Origin of the sequence: Mesorhizobium sp. LHD-90 (assembly GCF_030929505.1) — a bacterium.
GTDB lineage: Bacteria > Pseudomonadota > Alphaproteobacteria > Rhizobiales > Rhizobiaceae > Kumtagia.
Genome location: NZ_JAVFVV010000009.1, coordinates 113,317 through 133,787, shown reverse-complemented (window position 1 = coordinate 133,787; position 20,471 = coordinate 113,317). Strand labels below are relative to the sequence as shown.

The following is a 20,471-nucleotide window of genomic DNA, read 5'->3' as shown; positions in this document are numbered from 1 at the left end:
CCGGCTCCTCGTCTCAAGGCGCTTGAAAACTGTCAAGACCGGGTCTAGCATCCATTTTGTCCGATATACAGACACATTGTCTGAAATATTGGACAAAAACAAGCCCTGGCGCAAGCAGGCCCAGACGAGATCGAGGCGATTTCCGCGACACGGAAACCGGCGGATTTATTGTCGGGATGGCGCGCGCCGCGCTGCAACTGAAAAAGGGGAACAACAGTCATGACGAGAGCATCGATTTTCGCATCCGCCAGTGCCCTTTGCCTCGGCCTTCTGCTGAGCATCGGCGCCGGCTCGCAGGCCGAAGCGGCCGCAAAATGCATCAAGGGCGATCGCAAGGCGCCCTATACGATCGGCTGGGCCAACATCTATTCCGTGCCGACCTGGATGAAGCAGACGCAGGGAACGATCGAGGCGCAGGTCGAGGAACTGAAAAAGAAGGGCCTGGTTGATAAGCTCGTCGTCACCGACGCGCAGGGCGACGCCAACACGCAGATCCAGCAGATCCAGTCGATGATCGATTCCGACGTCGACGCCATCATCCTGATCGCCGGCTCCTCGTCCGCGCCGGCGCGCGTGCTAGCCGACGCCTGCGCGAAGGGCATCGCGATCATCAACTTCGACAGCCTAGTCGACACCGACGACGTCACCGCCAAGGTCAACACGGACTCCGCCCAGTGGGGCGAGCAGGCCGCGAAATTCCTGATCGATTCCATGGGCGGCAAGGGCAAGATCCTTGTGCTGAACGGCCCGGCCGGCATCTCGGTCAGCGACGACCGCCGCAAGGGCGCCCAGCCCGTGCTGGACGCCAACAAGGACAACGTCACCGTTCTCGCCGAGACGAACACACCCTACAACGTCGCGCCGGCGCAGGAAGCGGTCACCAGCCTGCTCTTCGCCAATCCGGAGATCGACGGCATCCTGTCGCTGGGCGGGGCGCTTTCGGCGGGCGCCGTGCTGGCGCTCGACAAGCAGGGTCGCGAGCAGGTGCCGATTTCTGGCGAGAATGCCCGGCAGTTCCTGGAACTGTGGAAGGAGAAGGGGCTGAAGTCCTGGGCGACGATGCAGCCGAACTGGCTCGGCGCCTTCGCGACCTACGTCGCCGTACAGGCGCTCGAAGGCAAGGACGTGCCGGCCTTCGTGAAGGTCCCGCTGCCGGTCATCGACAACTCCAACATCGACGAATATCTGGCCCGCGCCAAGGATTTCCCGGCGGACGGCTACATCTACTCGCCTTACGACCAGGCCCTGTTCGACAAGCTGCTCGCGCAGCAATAATCGCAAGGGCCGAACCCAAGTGACGGATGCGGCACCGGTCCTGGCTGCCCGCGGGGTGTCGAAGTCTTTCTTCGGCAACCCCGTGCTGCGCGACGTCTCCATCGCCCTCCTGCCTGGCCGCGTGCATGCGCTGCTCGGTGAGAACGGCGCCGGCAAGTCGACGCTGATCAACATTCTGTCTGGCGCCTTGCCGGCGGATGGCGGCAGCGTCGAGATCGACGGGCGCGCGGCGGCGCGGATAACGCCGCCGGAGGCGCGGCAAGCCGGGATTGCGGTGGTCCAGCAGGAACTCAGCCTTACCGCCAGCCTGTCCATCGCCGAGAACATCGGGCTCGGCGACTATCCGCGCCGTTTCGGCATGATCGACTACCGGGCGTTGGCCGACAGAGCCAAGTCCGTCTGTGCGCTGGTGGGGCTGGACGAGGCGCTGTCGACCCCGGTTGGCACGCTCCCGCTCGGCCGCCGGCAGATGGTCGAGATCGCCAAGGCACTCTACCGCAAGCCTCGGGCGCTGATCCTGGACGAGCCGACGTCGTCGCTATCGGCCACCGAGACCGCCATCCTCACCGCACTGCTCGTCAGGCTCAGGGCGGAGGGGGTTGCGATCCTCTACATCTCGCACCGGCTGAACGAGGTGATGGCGCTCTGCCAGCACGTCACGGTGCTGAAAGACGGCGGTGTCACCGCCGACCGACCGCTCGCCGGAACCGACGCGGACGGGCTGGTGCGCCTGATGGTCGGACGCGACCCCGGCGACCTGTTTCCACGCTGGCAACGTTCGCCATCGGCAAGCGACGTCGTTTCAGTGAACGGCTTCTCGGCCGGTCTCGCGCGTGACATCGATCTCGACATCCGCACCGGAGAGGTGCTGGGCATAGGCGGGCTGGTCGGGCAAGGTCAGGAAGACCTGCTGCTCGGGATATACGGGGCCATTCCCGCGAAGGCCACTACAGCAAGTGTCAACGGCGCCCCGGCGCTGCCTTCCAGCCCGCCGAAGGCGAATGCGCTCGGTCTTGCCTATGTGCCCGCCGACCGCAAGCGCGAGGGCCTGCATCTCATCCATTCGATCGCGACCAACCTGCTGCTGCCGGCCTTCGCCCGACTGCCGGCGCTGACGTTGCGCCACCGTTCCGCCGAGCGCGAGACGGTGCGCGAACTCGCCGCCCGCTTCGCCATCAAGGGCGATCCCGCGCGGCAGGCACAGGCCTTGTCGGGCGGCAACCAGCAGAAGGTGGCGCTGGCGAAATGGATGCCGCACGACCCGCTGGTGCTGCTGCTCAACGATCCGACCCGAGGCGTCGATGTCGAGACCAAGCGCGAGATCTACATCATGCTGCGCCAGTTCGCGGCGGCGGGAAAGGCCGTGGTGCTCTTGAGTTCGGACACGCCGGAACTGGTCCATGTCTGCGACCGCGTCGCGGTCATGCGCGAAGGCCGGCTGGTCGCCATGCTGGACCACGGCGAACTGAGCGAGGAGGCGATCGTCGCGGCCGCCGTCGGCGCCGAAAGGCGGAGGCAAGCCGCATGAGCGCGACCACCGATACCGAGGGCGGGCGGACGATCCCGCTCTACTGGCCGGTGCAGGCAAACCGCAATGCCGGCCTGGGCGGCCTGTTCGTCGTGGTGCTGCTGTTCGCCATAGCCTATGGCGTGCTGTTCCCCGGCCTGTTCACGCTTTCCGGCTTTTCCAAATTCACCCAAAGCTGGTTTCCCCTGGCGCTGGTCGCGATGGCGCAGGCGCTGCTGATGCTGACGGGCGGCATCAGCCTGGCGATCGGCGCCACCGTCAGTCTTGGCGCGGTGATCGCGGCGACGACCATGTCGGGTCCGCTCGGCGTTGCCGGCGGCAGCGTAGTGGTCGCTCTCGCTGGCCTGGGGTTCGGCGCAGCAACTGGCTTGATCGTGGTCAAGCTCAGATTGCCGGCGATCGTGGTCACGCTGGCCGGCTCCTTCATCGTCGGCGGCGCCGCCCTGCTTATCCTGCCGCGGCCGGGCGGCGCGGTTCCCGGCTGGTTGTCGGACCTGCTCGCCGGCAACACGCCGACGGCATTCGTCCTGCTCCTGGCCGTCGCGCTCCTGTGGAAGCTCTATCTAGCGACGCCGCTGGGGCTCGGGCTCTACGCGGCGGGCGATAATCCGGTCGGAGCCTATCGTTCCGGCGTGCCCGTCGACGCAGCGCGCATCGCCGCCTATGCGATCAGCGGCCTGTTGTCGACCGGCGCCGGGCTGTTCGTCGCCGCCCAGACGGGCTCGGGCGATCCGGTAATCGGCACTGCGTTCACGCTGAACTCCATCGCGGCGGCCGTGCTCGGCGGCATCGGTTTCCTCGGCGGTCAGGGCACGATGCGCGGCGCGATCGCAGGCAGCCTGCTGCTCAGCCTGATGATCAGCGTCATGTTCTTTCTCGGCTTCACACCGGTCGCGCAATATGTCGCGCAGGGCCTGATCATCATCGGCGCGGTGGCGTTGCCGCAATTGCGGAGGCTGAAACGATGAGCGCTGCCGGTTCCGTCATGCCGCGCGTGTCGGCGATCCTGCGCAGCAGGCCGTTCCTGACGGTTGCCGTCGTGGCGGCGGTCTGGATCGTCGCCGGCGTCACCATGCGCGGCTTCGGGGCCTTCGGCCATCTGCGCTACCTGGTCGAACTCGCAGCGGTGATCGGCCTTGTCGCGGCGGGGCAGACGTTCGTTGTCGTCGCCGGCGGCATCGATCTGTCGGTGGCGGCGATCGTCACGGTCAGTGCCGTCGCCCTGCCGCTCCTGTCGTTGCCCGGCGATCCAACCGGGATGTCGGCAGTGCTGGCAACGCTCGCATTGTCAACGGCGATCGGGCTCGCCAACGGGCTCGGCGTCGCCTTCCTGCGCGTCCACCCGATGATCATGACGCTCGCCATGGCGACCTTCCTGCAGGGATTGCTCATCCTCATCGCCGGCGGCACGGCGATCAGCCTCGACAACCCGCTGGTCACCTGGCTCGGCAATGCGCGGCCGGCGGGAATTCCGGTCGGCATACTGCTATGGCTCGCCATCTCGGCAGCAGTGCTCGTGGTCATGCACGCGACTGCGTTCGGCGCGCGCATCTTCGCGCTCGGTGCAAACCCGCTCGCCGCGGCGCTTTCGGGGGTGCCGGTCAACGCCACGACGATCGCTGTCTACGGCATAAGCGGCTTCACGGCGGGACTGGCCGGCGTGCTGGTGCTCGGCATGAACGGGCAAGGTTACGTCGGCATCGGCGACCCGTATCTGCTTGCCTCGATCGCTGCCGTCGTGCTCGGCGGCACCTCGATTCTCGGCGGCCTCGGAACCTATGCCGGAACCATGCCCGGCGCGCTGCTGCTCGTGACCATCACGGCGCTGATCACCGTGGTCAACGCGTCGCCGGGCTGGCGCAGCATCCTGTTCGGGTCCCTGATCCTCGGGCTGCTGCTCCTGTCCGGCAGAGAATCAGCCCGCCGATGAAAGCGCATCCAGGCGATAGATCCGTTTGGCCGTGCCGAAGAACAGCGCGCCCTGCTCGTCCCCGGACAGAGGCGAGGCGATGGTTTTGAAACTGTCATACACGTCGTCGAAGGAAGCATGCAGCCGCGCGACCGGAAAGTCGCTGGCGAACATCGCCCGGTCAGACCCGAAGCAGTCGATGCAATGCATGACGACCGGCGTCAGGCTGCCGAGGCTCCAGTCATGATCGTAGGCGACAAGGTCGGAGACCTTCACCGCGACATTTTCCCGGCGCGCGAGTTCCCTCAGGCCGTCCCGCCAGCGCCGCATGCCTTCCGCGTCGCGATCGATCGGGCTGCCGCAATGATTGAGGACGAACTGCTGCTCGGGGAAGTCCGCCGCGAGCCGCGCCGCGCCGGCAAGCTGACGCGGAAACACCATAAGGTCAAAGACCAGATCGTGCTGCCGAAGGTGCGCCAGGCCCGCCCGCCATGCGGGCTCATCCATGATGCCATCGCGCGCGGCGAAGCGCCGGGCGGGATCGGGGTCCCAGCTCAATATGTCGCGAATGCCCACGACGCGATCGAAGGCGGCCTGCGCCTCGACAAGGGCGGGCGCGTCGGGCGACGCCAGCGGCACCTGAGCGACATAGCGCGCGGCAACCCCGTCCGCCTTGTCGAGGGTTTCCAGCCAGCGCGTTTCGCCAAGGCAGTCGTCGCTTGCCCAGCCCGCCTCGACATGCACGGTGGCGACCACGTTGTGGCGTGCGGCATCGTGCAGATAGTCGCGCGGCAGGTAGTCCTGGCGGAGCGGGGCGAGGTCGCCGAGCCCGCCGCGCTCGGCGGCCGCCGCGCTCAGCCAGGGATGCCGGCCGAGCCGCAGGTCCCACAGATGATGATGAGCGTCGATGATCGGGCCGGAATAGGTGGTCACGGGAAATCCTCGCCGATGGTTGCGGACAGACTTTCGCGCAGGCTGCCGGCTGCCCGGGCGTGCGAAGAGATAACATCGGACGATTGGCTTTCCGAGCCGTTTCCCCGACTGGCCTCATCGAAAGAAAAACGGAAAGGTTCCCTTATGATAAAATACTACCAGTCGGGCCCGCGCATGTCGCAGGCGGTGGCCTATGGCGGCCTCGTGCACATCGCCGGACAAGTTGCCAACGACCGCAAGGCCGGCATCGAGGCGCAGACCAGGGATGTGCTGGCCAAGATCGAAGCGCTGCTGGCGGAGGCTGGCACCAGCAAGTCGAAGCTGGTCGCGGTCAACGTCTTCCTGCCGCAGATCGGCGACTTCGAGGCCATGAACCGCGTCTACGACGCCTGGGTCGACCCCGAGCGGGTGCCGGCGCGCGCCTGCGTCGAGGCGCGGCTGGCCGATCCCGACCTGCGCATCGAGATCACTGCCGTGGCGGCGGTCTGAGCGCCATGCACACAGGGCTCGTCCATCGGCTGGATCTCGAACGCGACGGCAAGGTGCTCGACTATCTGAGCATACCGTTCTCGATCGACCGCTCCCCCTATTTCCAGGTGAAAGTGCCGATCTGTGTCGTCCGCAATGGGGATGGCCCGTCTGTGCTGCTGATGGCCGGCAATCATGGCGACGAGTATGAGGGCGAACTGGCGCTGGCGCGGCTGATCCGCCACCTCGACCCCGCCAAAATCCGGGGGCGCGTCACCATCCTGCCCATGGCGAACGCGCCGGCCGTGATGGCAGCAAGGCGCCGCTCGCCGCTCGACGACGGCAATCTGAACCGCGCTTTCCCCGGCGACGCCAAGGGTCGCCCCACCAGCCGGCTGGCCTGCTTTCTGGAGAATGAACTCTTTCCGCGGCACGACGTCGTCTTCGACATCCACTCCGGCGGAACGTCGATGGAGCATTTGCCGGTTGCCCTTATCGAGCGGGACGAGGATGCCGGCCGCCATCAACGCACGATGGCGCTGATGAAGGCGCTCGGCATGCCGCATGGGTTCGTCGCCGACAACGGCGCGGCAGCCCCGACATCGCTTGGCGCCGCCCGGCGCGCCGGTGTCATCGGGCTGAGCGGGGAGTTCGGCGGCGGCGGCACGGCGACCGTGGACAGCATGGCGATCACCGCGCGCACCATCGACAACCTGCTCGTGGCCCTGGGTATCGTCGAAGGACCGGTGCTCGGCGAACGCCAATCCGCTTCCGGACCGATGCGGATGATGTCACTGACCCGGCACAGCCAGGGAATCTACGCCACGCGCCGCGGCTGGTTCGAACCCGCCGTGCGGCTCGGCGACCTGGTTGCCGCCGGCCAACTCGCGGGCTGGTACCATGACCTCGAACGGCTGGATGTCGCGGAGGAGGAGCTGCGTTTCGCCGAACCGGGCATCGTCATTTCGCGGCGCCTTCACACGATGTGCGAAGCGGGCGACTGTCTCATTCAGGCGGCAGAACTGGTGGACGAGACCTGACCGCAATGGGTACCGAGTCGACCGGCTCACGCGCTTCCGGAAAGCCCATGTCACCGCTTTGGCCACGTCTCCGCAGAGGCCGTGATTGATCAGGATCAAAGCGGCTCGCGCGATTCTCGAATAGCTCTCGGCAGTATCGGACGCGACGATGCGGCCGGGGGGAGCATCCATGACGCAGGGCCTCGGCAATGACAGGGAGACTAGCATAGTCATGAGGTGCCATGACATGCAGCTCCTGCTTTGCGACGAGTTGGAAGCGCTGGCGGACCGCCTTCCGTCCGGCGCCGACCGTCAGCATTGCCTGCATCTGGCGCGCGCGGTCTATCCGCTTGTCGTGTCCACGCACGAGATCGAGGAGGCGCTGCTCTTCGACCCGCTAGGCTCCCTCGCCGGGCGCGTGCCCGACGTGCCGGCGACACTGGAACGGCTTCGTTTCGAGCACCAATCCGACCTTTGCTTCGCGGAGGAGATCCACGACGCACTGCTCGCCTTCGGACGCGGCGAGCCCGTGATGACGGCGGACGCCGTCGGCTACTTGCTGCGAGCCTTCTTTGAAGGCGTCAGGCGGCACGTGGCATTCGAGAAGGAAATCCTTGTTCCTCTGCTGGCGCTGGTCCGCCCGGTCAGCCGCAGCGCTTCCTGAGCCGCTCCAGATCGGCCACCTCCACGCGTGTCACCGCGGTGATCGCGATGACCTTGTCCGCGCGAAGTCTGGACAATTGCCTCGAGACCGTCTCGAGCGTCAGCCCAAGGAAGTCGGCGATGTCTCCGCGCGTCAGCGGCAGGTCGAACTTGCGACCCTTGGCGTTTGCGTCTGCCGAGGGATCGAGGTGGGTCGCGATGAGGTACAGGAAGCTTGCGACCTTCTCCGCCGCGGTCTTCCGTCCAAGCGTGACCATCCATTCGCGTGCTTCGTCGAGTTCCCGGAGCGTCTGCTGCATCAGCCGGTGCTCCAGCCTGGGATTGGCGGCCACAAGCCGCTCCAGCGCGCCCTTCGGCACGCGGCAGAGATCCACCTCCGACGCGGCCTCGGCGGTCACCGCGCTCTCCCGAGCGAAGAGACGGCCAAGGAAGTCGGGAGCGAACTGAAGTCCGACGATCTGCTGGCGGCCGTCTTCCAGCACCTTGGTGAGCTTGACGACCCCTCGCATGACGTTCGCATAGGATTCGGTCGGCTCGCTCTCGGCAGCGAGTTCGTCGCCGGCCGCGTGCCGGACGATGCGCGTATGGCGCGATAGCGCGACGAGTTCGGCCGAATCGAGCGCGCCACACATGCCCTTGTGCCGGGCGTCACAACTCCGGCAGAGCACGGGAATGTCGGAGTTGTGAATGTCCTTGCGGTCGGTATCCATGGTGCTGCCGTCAATATCGGACACTGCGACCGAGAACGCCAGCGCAGGCGGCCGGGATACGACCTCGCATATTGCCGCATGGAGACCACGGGAAACACGGCGGCCAGCGAGATGCTGGTGCGGCGGCTTTTGATCCTGATCAAGGCCATTCCGTCCGCCAACGGATAAGGCTTCCGCATGGAGCTTTACATGGGTCGCAAAATCCTCGCACGGCGCTCGGCGCGGGCTGGACGCATACTAGGTCCCGGCCCTGCTGTTCCTCGAGCACGAGGCGCCGACCATGCCGCAGTTGTCAGCCTTGTAGCCGTCTGCCGTGGACGTGGCCTGGCAACCTGCCGAAGCGAGCAAGGCGGCTGCAATGAGCAGCAGGATGGATTTGGACATATCGAGCTCCTTTTCAGTCGTCTCGCCATTGCAACCTATGACGGCAACCCTCGCACTTCCAGTCCGATTCTCCAGGGAAGCGGATGCACTGTGTTCGCTTCTTCAACCCTGCCAATTAACATAGAAATCCGCAGGGTTCGAAAAGACCTTGATTATGTTCACGAACGCGGTAGCGTTTCTACAACGCTCCAGATTGACGGTGCGTCCGTATGTCCAAGGCACATGAGGTGGTCATGACCCAGGACAGCCAGCAGGCGCTTTCCCGCGCGGCACGCGCGAAGGCAAGGCGACGGGAACTGCTGGCCTTCTTCATCCTCGCATTCGGCATATGGCCCGTCGTCGCGGTCGGCGTCGTCGGCGGCTATGGTTTCCTTGTCTGGATGTACCAGATCGTGTTCGGGCCGCCTGGCCCGCCGGGAGGTTGAACCGATGCGGGATGTTCCGAACATCGACCGGCGGTCTGTCCTCAAGGGCCGTGTTCACGTTCCACACCACATTTCGAGCGCCGTGGTCGTCGCGCTTCCCGCGCGAAGGGACGAGATCGGCGGCCGTCTCGCCGCGATGCCTGGCGTGGAGGTTCACGCGGGGGACGGCAGCCGGATCGTCGTCACCATCGAAGGTCCGAGCAGCGGTATGCTGGGAGAAACATTGACCACCATCTCGATGATGGACGGCGTGATCTCGGCCAACATGGTCTTCGAGCACATCGAGCAAGGGGAGGATCTGGAGCCATGACGGCAAAGATCAACCGTCGCGATCTGCTGAAGGCGCATGCGGCGTCGCTCGCCGCGGCGTCGGCGGGAATAGCGCTTCCCGCCAGCGCGCAGCCGGTTCCCGGCGGGGTCGAGGCGCTGGAGATCAAGTGGTCCAAAGCGCCTTGCCGCTTCTGCGGCACCGGCTGCGGCGTGATGGTCGGGGTGAAGGACGGCCACGTCGTCGCCACCCACGGCGACATGCAGGCGGAGGTCAACCGCGGCCTCAACTGCGTGAAGGGCTATTTCCTCTCCAAGATCATGTATGGCGAGGACCGCCTGACCACGCCGCTCATGCGCAAGCGGAACGGCGCCTACGACAAGGACGGGGAGTTCGAGCCGGTCTCCTGGGACGAGGCCTTCGATCTCATGGCCGAGAAGTGCAAGGCGGTGCTCCGGGAAAAGGGTCCGGAGGCCGTTGGGATGTTCGGCTCCGGCCAGTGGACGATTTTCGAGGGTTATGCGGCCACCAAGCTGATGCGAGGCGGCTTCCGGTCGAACAACCTCGATCCCAACGCGCGCCACTGCATGGCGTCCGCCGCGGTCGCCTTCATGCGCACCTTCGGCATGGACGAGCCGATGGGCTGCTACGACGACTTCGAGCATGCGGACGCGTTCGTGCTGTGGGGGTCGAACATGGCGGAGATGCATCCGATCCTGTGGACGCGCGTGGCGGACCGCAGGCTCGGCCATCCGCACGTGCGCTGCGCGGTGCTTTCGACCTTCACGCACCGGTCGATGGATCTCGCCGACATCCCGGTCGTCTTCAAGCCGGGCACGGACCTGGCGATCCTGAACTACATCGCCAACCACATCATCCAGACCGGCCGTGTCAACGAAGCCTTCGTGCGCGACCATGCGGTGTTCATGAGCGGCGCGACCGACATCGGCTACGGGCTCAGGCCCGACAATCCCGTCGAGATGGCGGCGAAAGGCGCGGCCGACCCGGGAAAAACGGAACCGATCGACTTCGAAGCATTCAAGACGATGGTTGCGGACTATACGCTCGACATGGTCTCGAAACTGTCCGGGGTCGAGCCCGCGTTCCTCGAGGAATTGGCGGAGCTCTACGCCAATCCGGACGTCAAGGTGATGTCGCTCTGGACCATGGGCTTCAACCAGCACGTCCGCGGCGTGTGGGCCAACCAGATGGTCTACAATCTCCACCTCCTGACCGGGAAGATATCGGAGCCGGGCAACAGCCCGTTCTCGCTGACCGGGCAGCCGTCGGCCTGCGGAACCGCGCGCGAGGTCGGCACTTTCGCCCATCGCCTTCCGGCGGACATGGTGGTCACAAACCCCGAGCACCGGAAGCACGCCGAGGAGATCTGGCGGCTGCCACATGGGCTGCTGCCGGAAAAGCCCGGCTTCCACGCCGTCGAGCAGGACCGCATGCTGAAGGACGGCAAGCTCAACTTCTACTGGGTCCAGGTCAACAACAACGTTCAGGCCGCGCCCAACAACAGCAACGAGACCTATCCGGGCTACCGCAACCCCGACAACTTCATCGTGGTCTCCGATGCTTATCCGACCGTCACCGCGCTTTCGGCGGACGTGATCCTGCCCGCGGCCATGTGGGTGGAGAAGGAGGGGGCTTACGGCAACGCCGAACGCCGGACGCATGTCTGGCATCAACTGGTGAACGCGCCCGGCGAGGCGCGCTCCGACCTTTGGCAGCTCGTCGAGTTCTCGAAACGCTTTACGACGGAAGAGGTCTGGCCAGCCGACCTCCTGAACGCCAATCCGAATTACAAGGGCAAGACCCTGTTCGACGTGCTGTTCCGGAACGGCAAGGTCGACCGCTTCCCGCTCGCCGACCTCGACGGCGAGTACGAGAACCGGGAATCGCGCGAATTCGGCTTCTATCTCCAGAAGGGCCTTTTCGAGGAATATGCGGAGTTCGGCCGCGGCCACGGTCACGACCTCGCGCCTTACGACGTCTATCATCAGGTGCGGGGGCTTCGCTGGCCTGTCGTCGACGGCAAGGAGACGAAGTGGCGCTACCGCGAGGGGCTCGATCCCTACGTGAAGCCTGGCGAGGGTGTGAAGTTCTACGGCAGGCCGGACGGCAAGGCTGTCATTCTCGCCGTGCCCTACGAACCGCCCGCGGAGTCGCCGGATGAAGAATACGACGTCTGGCTGGTGACCGGACGGGTGCTCGAGCACTGGCACTCCGGGTCGATGACCATGCGCGTTCCCGAACTCTACAGGGCGTTCCCGGGCGCGGTGTGCTTCATGAATGCCGACGACGCGCGGCGACGCAGGATCAACCAGGGAGCCGAGGTCCGCGTCGTCTCGCGGCGCGGCGAGATCAGGGTCCGCGTCGAAACCCGGGGACGCAACCGAATGCCGCGCGGCGTTGTGTTCGTGCCCTGGTTCGACGCCAGCAAGCTCATCAACAAGGTTACCCTCGACGCCACCGATCCCATCTCCAAGCAGACGGATTTCAAGAAATGCGCGGTCAAGGTCGTCCCCGTCTGACGCGCCGGACGCGCGTCGCGCTCGTCGCCGGGGCGCTGTTCGTCATTGGCACGGCGGCGCTGGCGCAGATGTCGGCTGAGATCGTCCCGCCGCTCACCGGGGCGGAGCAGCCCATGGAGGACCTTCCGGCCGTCCCGACGCCAAAGTGGACGGTCGACGATATCAGACAGATGCGCGCCTATCCCGATCAGCCGCCCGTCATCCCGCATTCGATCGAAGGCTACCAGCTTTCCGTCAACACGAACCGGTGCCTGTCTTGCCACAAGCGCGAGTTCACGCAAGGGTCGGGCGCCCCGATGATCAGCGTCACGCACTACGCCACCCGCGAGGGACAGATGCTGGCCGACGTCTCGCCCCGGCGCTATTTCTGCACCGCCTGCCACGTGCCGCAGGCCGCCGCCCCGCCGCTCGTCGGCAACACCTTCACCGACATGAGCAAGCTGGGCGTCGGCCACGCGGGAGACCAGTAGGATGTGGTCACGCATCAAGGCCGTGGCTCTCTGGGCGTGGCGCATCCTGACGACTCCCGCCGCGACTCTCAGCCTGGGCTTCCTGACGCTTGGCGGCTTCGTCGGCGGCGTGATGTTCTGGGGTGCGTTCAACACCGCCCTGGAACTGACCAACACCGAGCAGTTCTGCATCTCCTGCCACGAGATGGAGGCGAACGTTTACGAGGAACTCACCCGCACCGTTCATTTCTCCAACCGTTCCGGCGTGAGGGCGTCGTGCCCGGACTGTCACGTCCCGCACGAATGGACCGACAAGATCGCCCGCAAGATGCAGGCATCCAAGGAAGTCTGGGGCAAGATCTTCGGCACCATCAACACGCGCCGAAAATTCCTCGACCACCGGCTGGAACTGGCGCAGCACGAATGGGCGCGGCTGAAGGCGAATGACAGCCTCGAATGCCGCAACTGCCACTCGTCGGTAGCGATGGACCTGTCCAAGCAGACAGAGCGCGCGGCCACGATCCACACGCGTTACCTGTTGCCGGGCGAGGCGACCTGCATCGACTGCCACAAGGGCATCGCCCACGAGCTTCCGAACATGGAGGGCGTCGATCCCGGCTGGAAGGTGCCGCCAGAGTTTCAAGGCAAGGAACTGCCGGCGGCGTCGGTGTTCGATCGCCTGGAGATGTATGCAGGGACGCACATGACCGGCCCGGCGATCGAAGAGCAGCCTCGAGGCTCCGATTGATCCTTGTGCATTTTGATCTGGATCAAGATTTCGCGGGTGGGCGAGGCGTAGGGCTGTCTTCAGCCAGGCTCTTGGGGTCCAGGGGTCTCTCGGGCGGACAGGTCACATTGCACCGTTCCGGCCTGACCGGCGGAATTGCTTGAAATGCCACGCGTTTCGGCGAAGATAGCCCTATCGTGCGCGGTGCCTGGAGGGGAATGAATGATCGCAAACCTTACGTCCTCTGAGCGGCAGCAGGCTTTCGTGCTCGCGGTGGGCGTCGTTCTCGCAGGCGGCGCGATGACCATACTGGGTCGCTCCGACACGCTCGGCGTGCACGGCGCGATCGTCATGCTTTTCGCGGGCGTCGTGCTCTACCTGATCATGTCCTCTTTCTACGACCCTGAACCCGTCGAGGACCGCGAATCCTCCTACTACGACGACCCCATCAAGGCCGGCATCGTGCTGTCCATGGCCTGGGCGGTGTTCGGCATGTTCATGGGTGTGTGGGTGGCCGCGCAACTGGCGTGGCCGGACCTCGCATTCGACGCAGCGTGGTCCAGCTTCGGCAGGCTTCGCCCGACGCATACGACAGGTGTGATCTTCGGGTTCGGTGGCAACGCCCTCATCGCCACCTCCTTCCACGTCGTCCAGCGCACGTCGCGCGCACGCCTGGCAGGCCAGGTCAGCCCGTGGTTCGTGCTTCTCGGCTACAATTTGTTCTGCGTGCTGGCGGTTTCCGGCTACCTGCTCGGGGTGACCCAATCGAAGGAATATGCCGAGGCCGAGTGGTACGCCGACCTCTGGCTGGTGATCGTCTGGGTCACCTACTTCGTCCTGTACCTCCGCACCATCGCGCGGCGGAAGGAGCCGCACATCTACGTCGCCAACTGGTATTTCATGGCGTTCATCCTGGTCGTGGCGATCCTCCATATCGTCAACAACCTTGCCCTTCCTGTCTCGTGGGGGCATGCCAAGAGCTATACGATCTGGCCCGGCGTGCAGGACGCGATGGTCCAGTGGTGGTACGGCCACAACGCTGTCGCCTTCTTCCTGACGGCTGGTTTCCTCGGCATGCTCTACTACTACCTGCCGGTCAGGGCGCAGAGGCCGATCTTTTCCTACCGGCTGTCGATCCTGAGCTTCTGGGGCATCACCTTCTTCTACATGTGGGCCGGTTCGCACCACCTGCACTACACGGCGCTGCCGCACTGGGTGCAGACGCTCGGCATGACGTTCTCGGTCATGCTGCTGGTTCCCTCATGGGCCTCGGCCGGCAACGCCCTTCTGACGCTCAACGGCGCCTGGCACCGGGTCCGCGACGACGCCACGCTGCGCTTCATGATGGCCGCGGCCGTCTTTTACGGGCTCTCGACATTCGAGGGCTCCTTCATGGCGATCCGGCCCGTCAATTCGCTCAGCCACTACACGGACTGGACGGTCGGCCACGTCCATGCCGGGGCGCTCGGCTGGGTGGCGCTGATCACCTTCGGCTCGCTCTACACGCTGGTGCCGGCCCTGTGGAAGCGCGAGCGGATGTACTCGGCAGCGCTGATTGAGGTCCACTTCTGGCTCGCGATCGCCGGGACGCTGATCTACGTCTTCGCGATGTGGAACTCCGGCATCATCCAGGGGCTGATGTGGCGGACCTACACGGAGGACGGCGCGCTGGCCTATTCCTTCGTCGACTCGCTGGTGGCGATGTACCCTTACTACATCGCCCGCGCCTTCGGCGGACTGCTCTTCCTGATCGGGGCGATCGTCGGCTGCTACAACATCTGGATGACGGTCCGGGCCGTTCCGGTGGCTGCGGCGCGTGCGGCGGACGTGCCGGTCACACCAGTTGCCGTGCCGGGGGAATGACGAGATGGCCGATACTTACCACCGCAAGCTCGAGCGTTCCGCGATCGGCCTCGTCATCGCGATCATCGCGGCGGCCAGCGTCGGCGGCATCGTCGAGATCGCGCCCCTCTTCACCATCGACGAAACGGTCGAGCAGGCTCCGGACATGCGGGTTTACACGCCGCTGGAACTGGCCGGGCGTAACATCTACGTCCGCGAGGGCTGCTATGCGTGCCACAGCCAGATGATACGGACGCTTCGGGACGAGGTGGAGCGCTATGGCCCGTTCTCGCTGGCGGTCGAATCCCAATACGACCGGCCGATGCTTTGGGGATCCAAGCGGACCGGACCCGACCTGGCGCGCGTGGGCGGCAAATATTCGGACTTCTGGCATGTCGCCCACCTGACCAATCCGCGCGACGTCGTCCCGGAATCGAACATGCCCGCCTATCGCTGGCTTGCCCGCACCACGCTGAAGACGGACGACCTTCCGCAGCATCTGGCGGCCCAGCGCGCGCTCGGCGTGCCCTACACGGAGGAGATGGTGGAGAACGCCGCCCGCGACGCCTATGGGCAAGCGACGCCCGACACCGATTTCGCGGCCGGCGTGACCGAACGCTACGGAGACAAGACCCAGGTGAGCGCCTTCGACGGCGTGACCACGCACGTCACCGAAATGGACGCGCTGGTGGCCTATCTCCAGGTGCTGGGCCGGCTGACTGGAGCCGCCTTCGAGGGCACGGCGGCTCCCGAGGAAAAGCCGGATCCGGAAGGCTGAGGAGGAGCGGTGATGGATTTCGACCACCAGGCCGTTGTCGCCTTCTCCAAGAGCTGGGGCCTGTTCTACCTGATGGCGCTGGCGCTCGGCGTGCTCGTCTACACCTTCTGGCCGTCGAACCGTAAGCGGTTCGACCGGGCCAAGCACAGCATCCTCGATCGGGACGACAGGCCATGGCAGAAGTAGAACGCGATTCCGTCAGCGGCCGCGAGACCACGGGCCATGAGTGGAACGGCATCAAGGAACTGGACACGCCCGTCCCGCGCGGCGTTCTGATGTTCCTCATCGTCACGCATATCTGGGCGATCGTCTGGTGGTTCCTCGTGCCCGCCTGGCCACTGGGAACCACCTATACGAGGGGTTTTCTCTGGACCGACCAGAGAACGACGGTCGAGGCGCAGGTCGTCGAGGGCCAGCAGGAGCGCGCCGCGTGGATGGCGCGCATCGAGACTGAACCCTACAATGCCATCATGGCCGACGAAGCGCTGATGCAGACGGTCCGCCACACCGGGCGGCAACTGTTCGGCGACAATTGCGCCGCCTGCCACGGACGCGACGGCAAGGGCCGCGCGAACTATCCCGACCTGACTGACGGCGACTGGCTGTGGGGCGGCAGCCCCGAACTGATCGAGCAGACATTGCGCGTCGGCATCAACACGGCTCATCCGGACAGCCGCATCGCTCAGATGCCGGCTTTCGGCCGCGACCAGATGCTCGAGCGCGAACAGGTGCGCAGCGTGGCGGCCTACGTCTATTCGCTGACCCACCCCGACTATTCGACGCCGCAAAACATCGACCGCGTCAACGCCGGGCGGGAAGTATTTGTCACGACCTGCGCAACCTGCCACGGCGAGAATGCCGCGGGCAACCTGGAGGTCGGCGCTCCGAACCTGACCGATGCCCATTGGGTCTACGGCGGAGACCTCGATACCATCATCGCCTCCGTGCATGGCGGCCGGCAGGGCCACATGCCGACCTGGGACGAGCGGCTGACCAAGGCCGAGATCAGGACGCTCGCGCTCTACGTTCACGACCTCGGGGCACAGCAGCCATGAGCGGACGCGGGCGAACGCGCCTCCCCGGCGGATGGCTTGCCTGGCTGCTGATCCCGGCGGGTCTGCTGCTGTTCGCCGCAGGCAACGCGCATCTCGTCTATGTGGCGTTCCAGTCGCAACCGGACTGCGTCGCGCATGTGAAGGACGCTGGCGACGGCGGCGGCTACCGCGCCGCCAAGTCGGCATGCTGAAGGAGAAGGACATGGGCGAGACCGACAAGCCGTACTGGCTGCTCAGCGAAACCTCCGGCATCGGCGAGACGCGCGACCCGCGGCTCCAGCGCAACCTGCCGCTGCTGGAGGGCTTCCGCTGGCTTTCCGCCGGCTGGCGGGATTTCTGGACCCACCCGTCCTCCAGCATCGCCTACGGCCTTGGTGTGTTCGTGCTGTCGGCCGCTTTCGTCTGGACGCTTGTCGGGTTCGGGCGCGACTACATCCTCTTCCCGGCCCTGGCCGGGTTCCTGATCGTGGCCCCGTTCCTGGCGATCGGGCTCTACGAGAAGAGCCGGGCGATCGGCGAGGGCAGGCAGATCGGCCTTGGCGTGATGCTCAGGGTGCGTCCGCGCGCCGGCGCGCAGGTCTTCTTCACGGGCCTGCTCCTTTGCATGCTGATGCTGCTGTGGACGCGCGCGGCTGTGCTGCTGTGGGCGCTGTTCTTCGGCGTGACCGCGTTCCCCGGCCTCGACCACGTTGTCGGCGTCCTGTTCGGCACCGTCTACGGCTGGACGATGGTGATCGTCGGAACCGCGATCGGCGGGCTGTTCGCCGCCTTCGCCTTCGCCATCAGCGTCTTCGCGGTTCCCATGCTGCTCGACCGACGCGTCGACGCGTTCACCGCCATGGGCACGAGCATGAAGCTGGTGTGGAACAACCTGCCGCCGATGATCGCCTGGGGGGCCATGGTGCTCGTGCTCTTCGGTGTCTGCGTTGTGACCGGGCTCATCGGCATGATCGTCATCTTCCCGTTGCTGGGACACGCGACATGGCATGCCTACAAGGCCATGGCCCTTCCGGAGGGCTGATCGATGAGCTGCTGCGCGCCGGGAACGGAATCCGCCCTGCTGATCGGGCCCGGGCGCGAGATCGCTCCGCAGGAGGTCATTCTGGCGAGCCGAGACCTCGGCGACGGCACGTTCCAGACGGACCTTTCCGTGCCCCAGGCGCACTGCGCGGGATGCATCGGCGCGATCGAAGGCGCGCTCGGCCGGCTTGACGGCGTTCTCTCCGCGCGGGTGAACCTCACCGCCAGGCGCGTCGCAGTGAAATGGCGGCAGGACGGCGCCGTGCCGCCGATGATCGAGGCGCTGCGGCGGGCGGGATACGAGGCGACCCTGGCGGAGCCCGATACCGGGCGCGGCGATCCGGAGATGGGACGGCTGTTGCGCGCGACGGCCGTCGCCGGCTTTGCGGCGATGAACATCATGATGCTGTCGGTTTCGGTCTGGTCCGGTTCGGATGCCGCGACGCGGCATGCGTTCCATCTGATTTCCGCCGCGCTGGCGCTGCCGACCCTGGCCTATTCGGGCCGGATCTTCTTCGCTTCCGCATGGAGCGCGCTGCGGGCCGGGCGGACGAACATGGACGTACCGATCAGCGTAGGCGTGCTGCTGGCTTTCGCCCTCAGCACCTACGACACCTTTGCCGGCGGGCCGCATGCCTATTTCGACGCGGTGACATCGCTACTGTTCTTCCTGCTGGCTGGGCGCGCGGCCGACCAGGCGATGCGCGGCCGCGCCCGCGAGGCGGTAAGGTCGCTCGCCCGGATGATGCCGCGGGGCGCCACAGTCCTGACGCCGGAGGGCGGCCGCGAATACCGCGAGACATCCTCGATCCGGAAAGGCGAGATCGTCCTCGTGTTTGCCGGAGAACGGGTGCCGGCCGACGGCACCGTGGTGTCGGGAACCGCCTCGCTCGACCTCTCCGTGGTCACGGGCGAGTCCGCTCCGGAGCCGGCCGGACCGGGAGCCGTCGTCCTCTCGGGCGCCCTCAACCTCGACGGGCCGCTGACCGTGCGCGTGGACCGCCCGCAGAACGACTCGTTCCTCGCCGACATGATGAGGCTGATGGAAGCCGCGGAAGGCGGCCGCGCCCGCTACCGCCGCATCGCCGACCGTGCCGCCGCGCTCTATTCGCCCGTTGTGCATCTGGTCGCATTGGCGACCTTTGCCGGCTGGATGATGGCCACCGGTGACCTGCACCATTCGCTAACAGTGGCGATCGCCGTGCTTATCATCACCTGCCCGTGCGCGCTCGGCCTCGCCGTCCCCATGGTCCAGGCGGTCGCGGCGCGGCGGCTGTTCGCTCTCGGCATGACGCTGAAGGACGGCGCGGCCCTGGAAAGGCTCGCCGAAGCCGACCACGTGGCGCTGGACAAGACGGGCACCCTGACCTCCGGACTGACGAAAGTGGCGTCCTTCACGGTGCCGGACGATGAGATCGAAGCGGCCTCCGCGCTTGCGCGGTTCTCCCGGCATCCGGCCTCGCGAGCGGTGGCCGCACTGCGCCCGGCCGGGCAGCTTGCAGTGGAGCATCTTCGCGAGGAACCCGGAAGCGGCATCGAAGGCACGGTCGGCGGCCGCGTCTACAGGCTCGGCCGCCGGTCCTGGGTCGGCGCCCGCTCCGCCGCGGGTTCCGCGTCGGCCGAGACATGGCTCTCGGTCGACGGCCGCGTCCTCGGCGCGTTCCGGATTTCCGACAGCCTGCGTCCGGGAGCCGCCGCCGCGACAAGGCGCCTGCGCGGCCTCGGCCTCGGCGTCGAGATTTTGTCCGGAGACGCGGAAGCGGAGGTGAGGAAGGTGGGCGGCATTGTCGGCGTGGAAGCCGCCGCCGCCGGGATGCTTCCTCGCGACAAGGTCGCGCGGCTGGAAGCCCTCCACGCCGAGGGACGTAAGGTCCTGATGGTCGGGGACGGCCTCAACGACGCGCCGGCGCTCGGCGCGGCTTACGTGTCGATGGCTCCTTCCTCGGCTGCGGATGTCGGGCGCAACGCGGCCGATCTGGTATTCCTCGGCTCCAGCCTGGAAAGCGTCCCGGAGGCGATCGCCATCGCGCGCAAGGCCAAGCGGCTTGTCAGGCAGAACATCGCGCTCTCGATCGCCTATAACGCGCTCGCGCTTCCGCTCGCAATTGCCGGTCACATCACGCCGCTGGTCGCGGCGGTCGCCATGTCCACGTCGTCGATCCTCGTCGTCGCCAACGCGCTGCGTCTTTCGGCTTCCGTCAAGGTTTTGGAACCGGCACGCGGGTCGGAGACCCCCATGCGCCTTGCGGAGGCAGGCGTCGGTACGCAGTTCGCTGGGAGAGCCGCATGAGCTTGCTGGCGTGGCTCGTCCCGGTGGCGCTCGGCATGGGGCTGGTCGGACTGATCGCCTTTCTGTGGTCCATGAAAAGCGGGCAGCTAGAGGATCTGGACGGGGCTGCCGAACGTGTGCTTCTCAACGAAGCGGCGGACGCCCCGCTGCCGGGTCCGGAACGGTCGCGGCGCAAGCGGCATTGAAAA

At 66.1% G+C, this 20,471-nt stretch carries 22 protein-coding genes; 20 read left to right on the top strand and 2 right to left on the bottom strand.

The window, feature by feature from the left end:
- Positions 1-219: 219 nt before the first annotated feature.
- Genes RB623_RS14490 through RB623_RS14475 form a run of 4 tightly spaced genes read left to right on the top strand, consistent with a single transcriptional unit; the run spans position 220 to position 4,733 of the window.
- Positions 220-1,275: an ABC transporter substrate-binding protein gene (locus tag RB623_RS14490; protein WP_308057569.1), complete on the top strand. Its 1,056-nt coding sequence runs from the start codon at positions 220-222 to the stop codon at positions 1,273-1,275.
- Between the two features lie 19 nt (positions 1,276-1,294).
- Positions 1,295-2,803, top strand: coding sequence for a sugar ABC transporter ATP-binding protein (locus RB623_RS14485; RefSeq protein ID WP_308057568.1), 1,509 nt, complete (start codon positions 1,295-1,297; stop codon positions 2,801-2,803).
- Entirely contained in the window at positions 2,800-3,771 is a 972-nt protein-coding gene (locus tag RB623_RS14480; RefSeq protein ID WP_308057567.1) for an ABC transporter permease, read from the top strand. The genes RB623_RS14485 and RB623_RS14480 overlap by 4 nt, the downstream gene beginning before the upstream one ends.
- Positions 3,772-3,788: 17 nt before the next feature.
- Positions 3,789-4,733, top strand: a complete 945-nt coding sequence (locus RB623_RS14475) for an ABC transporter permease (protein ID WP_374121679.1) — start codon at positions 3,789-3,791, stop codon at positions 4,731-4,733.
- Here the strand turns inward: RB623_RS14475 and RB623_RS14470 are convergent.
- Positions 4,719-5,645, bottom strand: a complete 927-nt coding sequence (locus RB623_RS14470) for an amidohydrolase family protein (protein ID WP_308057565.1) — start codon at positions 5,643-5,645, stop codon at positions 4,719-4,721. The two genes, RB623_RS14475 and RB623_RS14470, sit on opposite strands and share 15 nt — an antisense overlap.
- A 144-nt stretch (positions 5,646-5,789) precedes the next feature.
- Here RB623_RS14470 and RB623_RS14465 point away from each other — a divergent pair, with 144 nt between their 5' ends.
- The 3 genes from RB623_RS14465 to RB623_RS14455 all read left to right on the top strand — a co-directional run bounded on the left by RB623_RS14465 (position 5,790) and on the right by RB623_RS14455 (position 7,796).
- Positions 5,790-6,134: a RidA family protein gene (locus RB623_RS14465; RefSeq protein WP_308057564.1), complete on the top strand. Its 345-nt coding sequence runs from the start codon at positions 5,790-5,792 to the stop codon at positions 6,132-6,134.
- Positions 6,135-6,139: 5 nt separating this feature from the next.
- Positions 6,140-7,153, top strand: coding sequence for a succinylglutamate desuccinylase/aspartoacylase family protein (locus tag RB623_RS14460; RefSeq protein WP_308057563.1), 1,014 nt, complete (start codon positions 6,140-6,142; stop codon positions 7,151-7,153).
- Between the two features lie 148 nt (positions 7,154-7,301).
- Entirely contained in the window at positions 7,302-7,796 is a 495-nt protein-coding gene (locus RB623_RS14455; protein WP_308057562.1) for a hemerythrin domain-containing protein, read from the top strand.
- Here RB623_RS14455 and RB623_RS14450 read toward each other — a convergent pair.
- Entirely contained in the window at positions 7,777-8,505 is a 729-nt protein-coding gene (locus RB623_RS14450) for a Crp/Fnr family transcriptional regulator (protein ID WP_308057731.1), read from the bottom strand. The two genes, RB623_RS14455 and RB623_RS14450, sit on opposite strands and share 20 nt — an antisense overlap.
- A gap of 617 nt (positions 8,506-9,122) precedes the next feature.
- On the opposite strand from RB623_RS14450, the gene napE reads away from it, so the two are divergent.
- The 13 genes from napE (at position 9,123) to ccoS (ending at position 20,468) form a co-directional block, all read left to right on the top strand.
- A complete protein-coding gene (gene napE, locus RB623_RS14445) occupies positions 9,123-9,314 on the top strand; it encodes a periplasmic nitrate reductase, NapE protein (RefSeq protein WP_308057729.1) in 192 nt (63 codons plus the stop codon).
- Positions 9,315-9,318: 4 nt separating this feature from the next.
- A complete protein-coding gene (locus RB623_RS14440) occupies positions 9,319-9,624 on the top strand; it encodes a chaperone NapD (RefSeq protein WP_308057561.1) in 306 nt (101 codons plus the stop codon).
- Entirely contained in the window at positions 9,621-12,122 is a 2,502-nt protein-coding gene (gene napA, locus RB623_RS14435; protein ID WP_308057560.1) for a periplasmic nitrate reductase subunit alpha, read from the top strand. The genes RB623_RS14440 and napA overlap by 4 nt, the downstream gene beginning before the upstream one ends.
- Positions 12,095-12,592 (top strand): nitrate reductase cytochrome c-type subunit, encoded by a 498-nt coding sequence (locus tag RB623_RS14430; protein WP_308057559.1) that lies wholly within the window; start codon positions 12,095-12,097, stop codon positions 12,590-12,592. Before napA ends, RB623_RS14430 begins: the two co-directional genes overlap by 28 nt.
- Before the next feature lies 1 nt (position 12,593).
- Positions 12,594-13,319 carry a cytochrome c3 family protein gene (locus RB623_RS14425; RefSeq protein ID WP_308057558.1) on the top strand — a complete coding sequence of 242 codons (726 nt, stop codon included), beginning with the start codon at positions 12,594-12,596 and terminating at the stop codon, positions 13,317-13,319.
- Between the two features lie 201 nt (positions 13,320-13,520).
- Positions 13,521-15,161 (top strand): cytochrome-c oxidase, cbb3-type subunit I, encoded by a 1,641-nt coding sequence (gene ccoN / locus RB623_RS14420; RefSeq protein ID WP_374121676.1) that lies wholly within the window; start codon positions 13,521-13,523, stop codon positions 15,159-15,161.
- A gap of 4 nt (positions 15,162-15,165) precedes the next feature.
- Positions 15,166-15,918 (top strand): cytochrome-c oxidase, cbb3-type subunit II, encoded by a 753-nt coding sequence (gene ccoO / locus RB623_RS14415; RefSeq protein ID WP_308057557.1) that lies wholly within the window; start codon positions 15,166-15,168, stop codon positions 15,916-15,918.
- Positions 15,919-15,930: 12 nt separating this feature from the next.
- Positions 15,931-16,104 carry a cbb3-type cytochrome c oxidase subunit 3 gene (locus RB623_RS14410; RefSeq protein ID WP_308057555.1) on the top strand — a complete coding sequence of 58 codons (174 nt, stop codon included), beginning with the start codon at positions 15,931-15,933 and terminating at the stop codon, positions 16,102-16,104.
- Positions 16,092-16,973: a cytochrome-c oxidase, cbb3-type subunit III gene (gene ccoP / locus RB623_RS14405; protein WP_308057554.1), complete on the top strand. Its 882-nt coding sequence runs from the start codon at positions 16,092-16,094 to the stop codon at positions 16,971-16,973. The genes RB623_RS14410 and ccoP overlap by 13 nt, the downstream gene beginning before the upstream one ends.
- On the top strand, positions 16,970-17,164 hold the full coding sequence (locus tag RB623_RS14400; protein ID WP_308057552.1) for a hypothetical protein: 195 nt from the start codon (positions 16,970-16,972) through the stop codon (positions 17,162-17,164). The genes ccoP and RB623_RS14400 overlap by 4 nt, the downstream gene beginning before the upstream one ends.
- Positions 17,165-17,175: 11 nt before the next feature.
- Positions 17,176-17,994 carry a DUF2189 domain-containing protein gene (locus tag RB623_RS14395; RefSeq protein ID WP_308057551.1) on the top strand — a complete coding sequence of 273 codons (819 nt, stop codon included), beginning with the start codon at positions 17,176-17,178 and terminating at the stop codon, positions 17,992-17,994.
- A gap of 3 nt (positions 17,995-17,997) precedes the next feature.
- The gene (locus RB623_RS14390; protein ID WP_308057550.1) at positions 17,998-20,283 is read left to right on the top strand and encodes a heavy metal translocating P-type ATPase; all 2,286 of its coding nucleotides are present in this window, start codon (positions 17,998-18,000) and stop codon (positions 20,281-20,283) included.
- Positions 20,280-20,468, top strand: coding sequence for a cbb3-type cytochrome oxidase assembly protein CcoS (gene ccoS, locus RB623_RS14385; protein ID WP_308057549.1), 189 nt, complete (start codon positions 20,280-20,282; stop codon positions 20,466-20,468). Before RB623_RS14390 ends, ccoS begins: the two co-directional genes overlap by 4 nt.
- Positions 20,469-20,471 lie beyond the last annotated feature (3 nt).

What these genes read in the sequence shown, in the direction of transcription:
- RB623_RS14490 (WP_308057569.1), top strand. Translation starts at nt 220, where the DNA reads ATGACGAGAGCATCGATTTTCGCATCCGCCAGTGCCCTTTGCCTCGGC.
- RB623_RS14480 (WP_308057567.1), top strand. Translation starts at nt 2,800, where the DNA reads ATGAGCGCGACCACCGATACCGAGGGCGGGCGGACGATCCCGCTCTAC.
- RB623_RS14475 (WP_374121679.1), top strand. Translation starts at nt 3,789, where the DNA reads ATGCCGCGCGTGTCGGCGATCCTGCGCAGCAGGCCGTTCCTGACGGTT.
- RB623_RS14465 (WP_308057564.1), top strand. Translation starts at nt 5,790, where the DNA reads ATGATAAAATACTACCAGTCGGGCCCGCGCATGTCGCAGGCGGTGGCC.
- RB623_RS14460 (WP_308057563.1), top strand. Translation starts at nt 6,140, where the DNA reads ATGCACACAGGGCTCGTCCATCGGCTGGATCTCGAACGCGACGGCAAG.
- RB623_RS14455 (WP_308057562.1), top strand. Translation starts at nt 7,302, where the DNA reads ATGCGGCCGGGGGGAGCATCCATGACGCAGGGCCTCGGCAATGACAGG.
- RB623_RS14450 (WP_308057731.1), bottom strand. Translation starts at nt 8,505, where the DNA reads ATGGATACCGACCGCAAGGACATTCACAACTCCGACATTCCCGTGCTC.
- napE (WP_308057729.1), top strand. Translation starts at nt 9,123, where the DNA reads ATGACCCAGGACAGCCAGCAGGCGCTTTCCCGCGCGGCACGCGCGAAG.
- RB623_RS14440 (WP_308057561.1), top strand. Translation starts at nt 9,319, where the DNA reads ATGCGGGATGTTCCGAACATCGACCGGCGGTCTGTCCTCAAGGGCCGT.
- napA (WP_308057560.1), top strand. Translation starts at nt 9,621, where the DNA reads ATGACGGCAAAGATCAACCGTCGCGATCTGCTGAAGGCGCATGCGGCG.
- RB623_RS14430 (WP_308057559.1), top strand. Translation starts at nt 12,095, where the DNA reads ATGCGCGGTCAAGGTCGTCCCCGTCTGACGCGCCGGACGCGCGTCGCG.
- RB623_RS14425 (WP_308057558.1), top strand. Translation starts at nt 12,594, where the DNA reads ATGTGGTCACGCATCAAGGCCGTGGCTCTCTGGGCGTGGCGCATCCTG.
- ccoN (WP_374121676.1), top strand. Translation starts at nt 13,521, where the DNA reads ATGATCGCAAACCTTACGTCCTCTGAGCGGCAGCAGGCTTTCGTGCTC.
- ccoO (WP_308057557.1), top strand. Translation starts at nt 15,166, where the DNA reads ATGGCCGATACTTACCACCGCAAGCTCGAGCGTTCCGCGATCGGCCTC.
- RB623_RS14410 (WP_308057555.1), top strand. Translation starts at nt 15,931, where the DNA reads ATGGATTTCGACCACCAGGCCGTTGTCGCCTTCTCCAAGAGCTGGGGC.
- ccoP (WP_308057554.1), top strand. Translation starts at nt 16,092, where the DNA reads ATGGCAGAAGTAGAACGCGATTCCGTCAGCGGCCGCGAGACCACGGGC.
- RB623_RS14400 (WP_308057552.1), top strand. Translation starts at nt 16,970, where the DNA reads ATGAGCGGACGCGGGCGAACGCGCCTCCCCGGCGGATGGCTTGCCTGG.
- RB623_RS14395 (WP_308057551.1), top strand. Translation starts at nt 17,176, where the DNA reads ATGGGCGAGACCGACAAGCCGTACTGGCTGCTCAGCGAAACCTCCGGC.
- RB623_RS14390 (WP_308057550.1), top strand. Translation starts at nt 17,998, where the DNA reads ATGAGCTGCTGCGCGCCGGGAACGGAATCCGCCCTGCTGATCGGGCCC.
- ccoS (WP_308057549.1), top strand. Translation starts at nt 20,280, where the DNA reads ATGAGCTTGCTGGCGTGGCTCGTCCCGGTGGCGCTCGGCATGGGGCTG.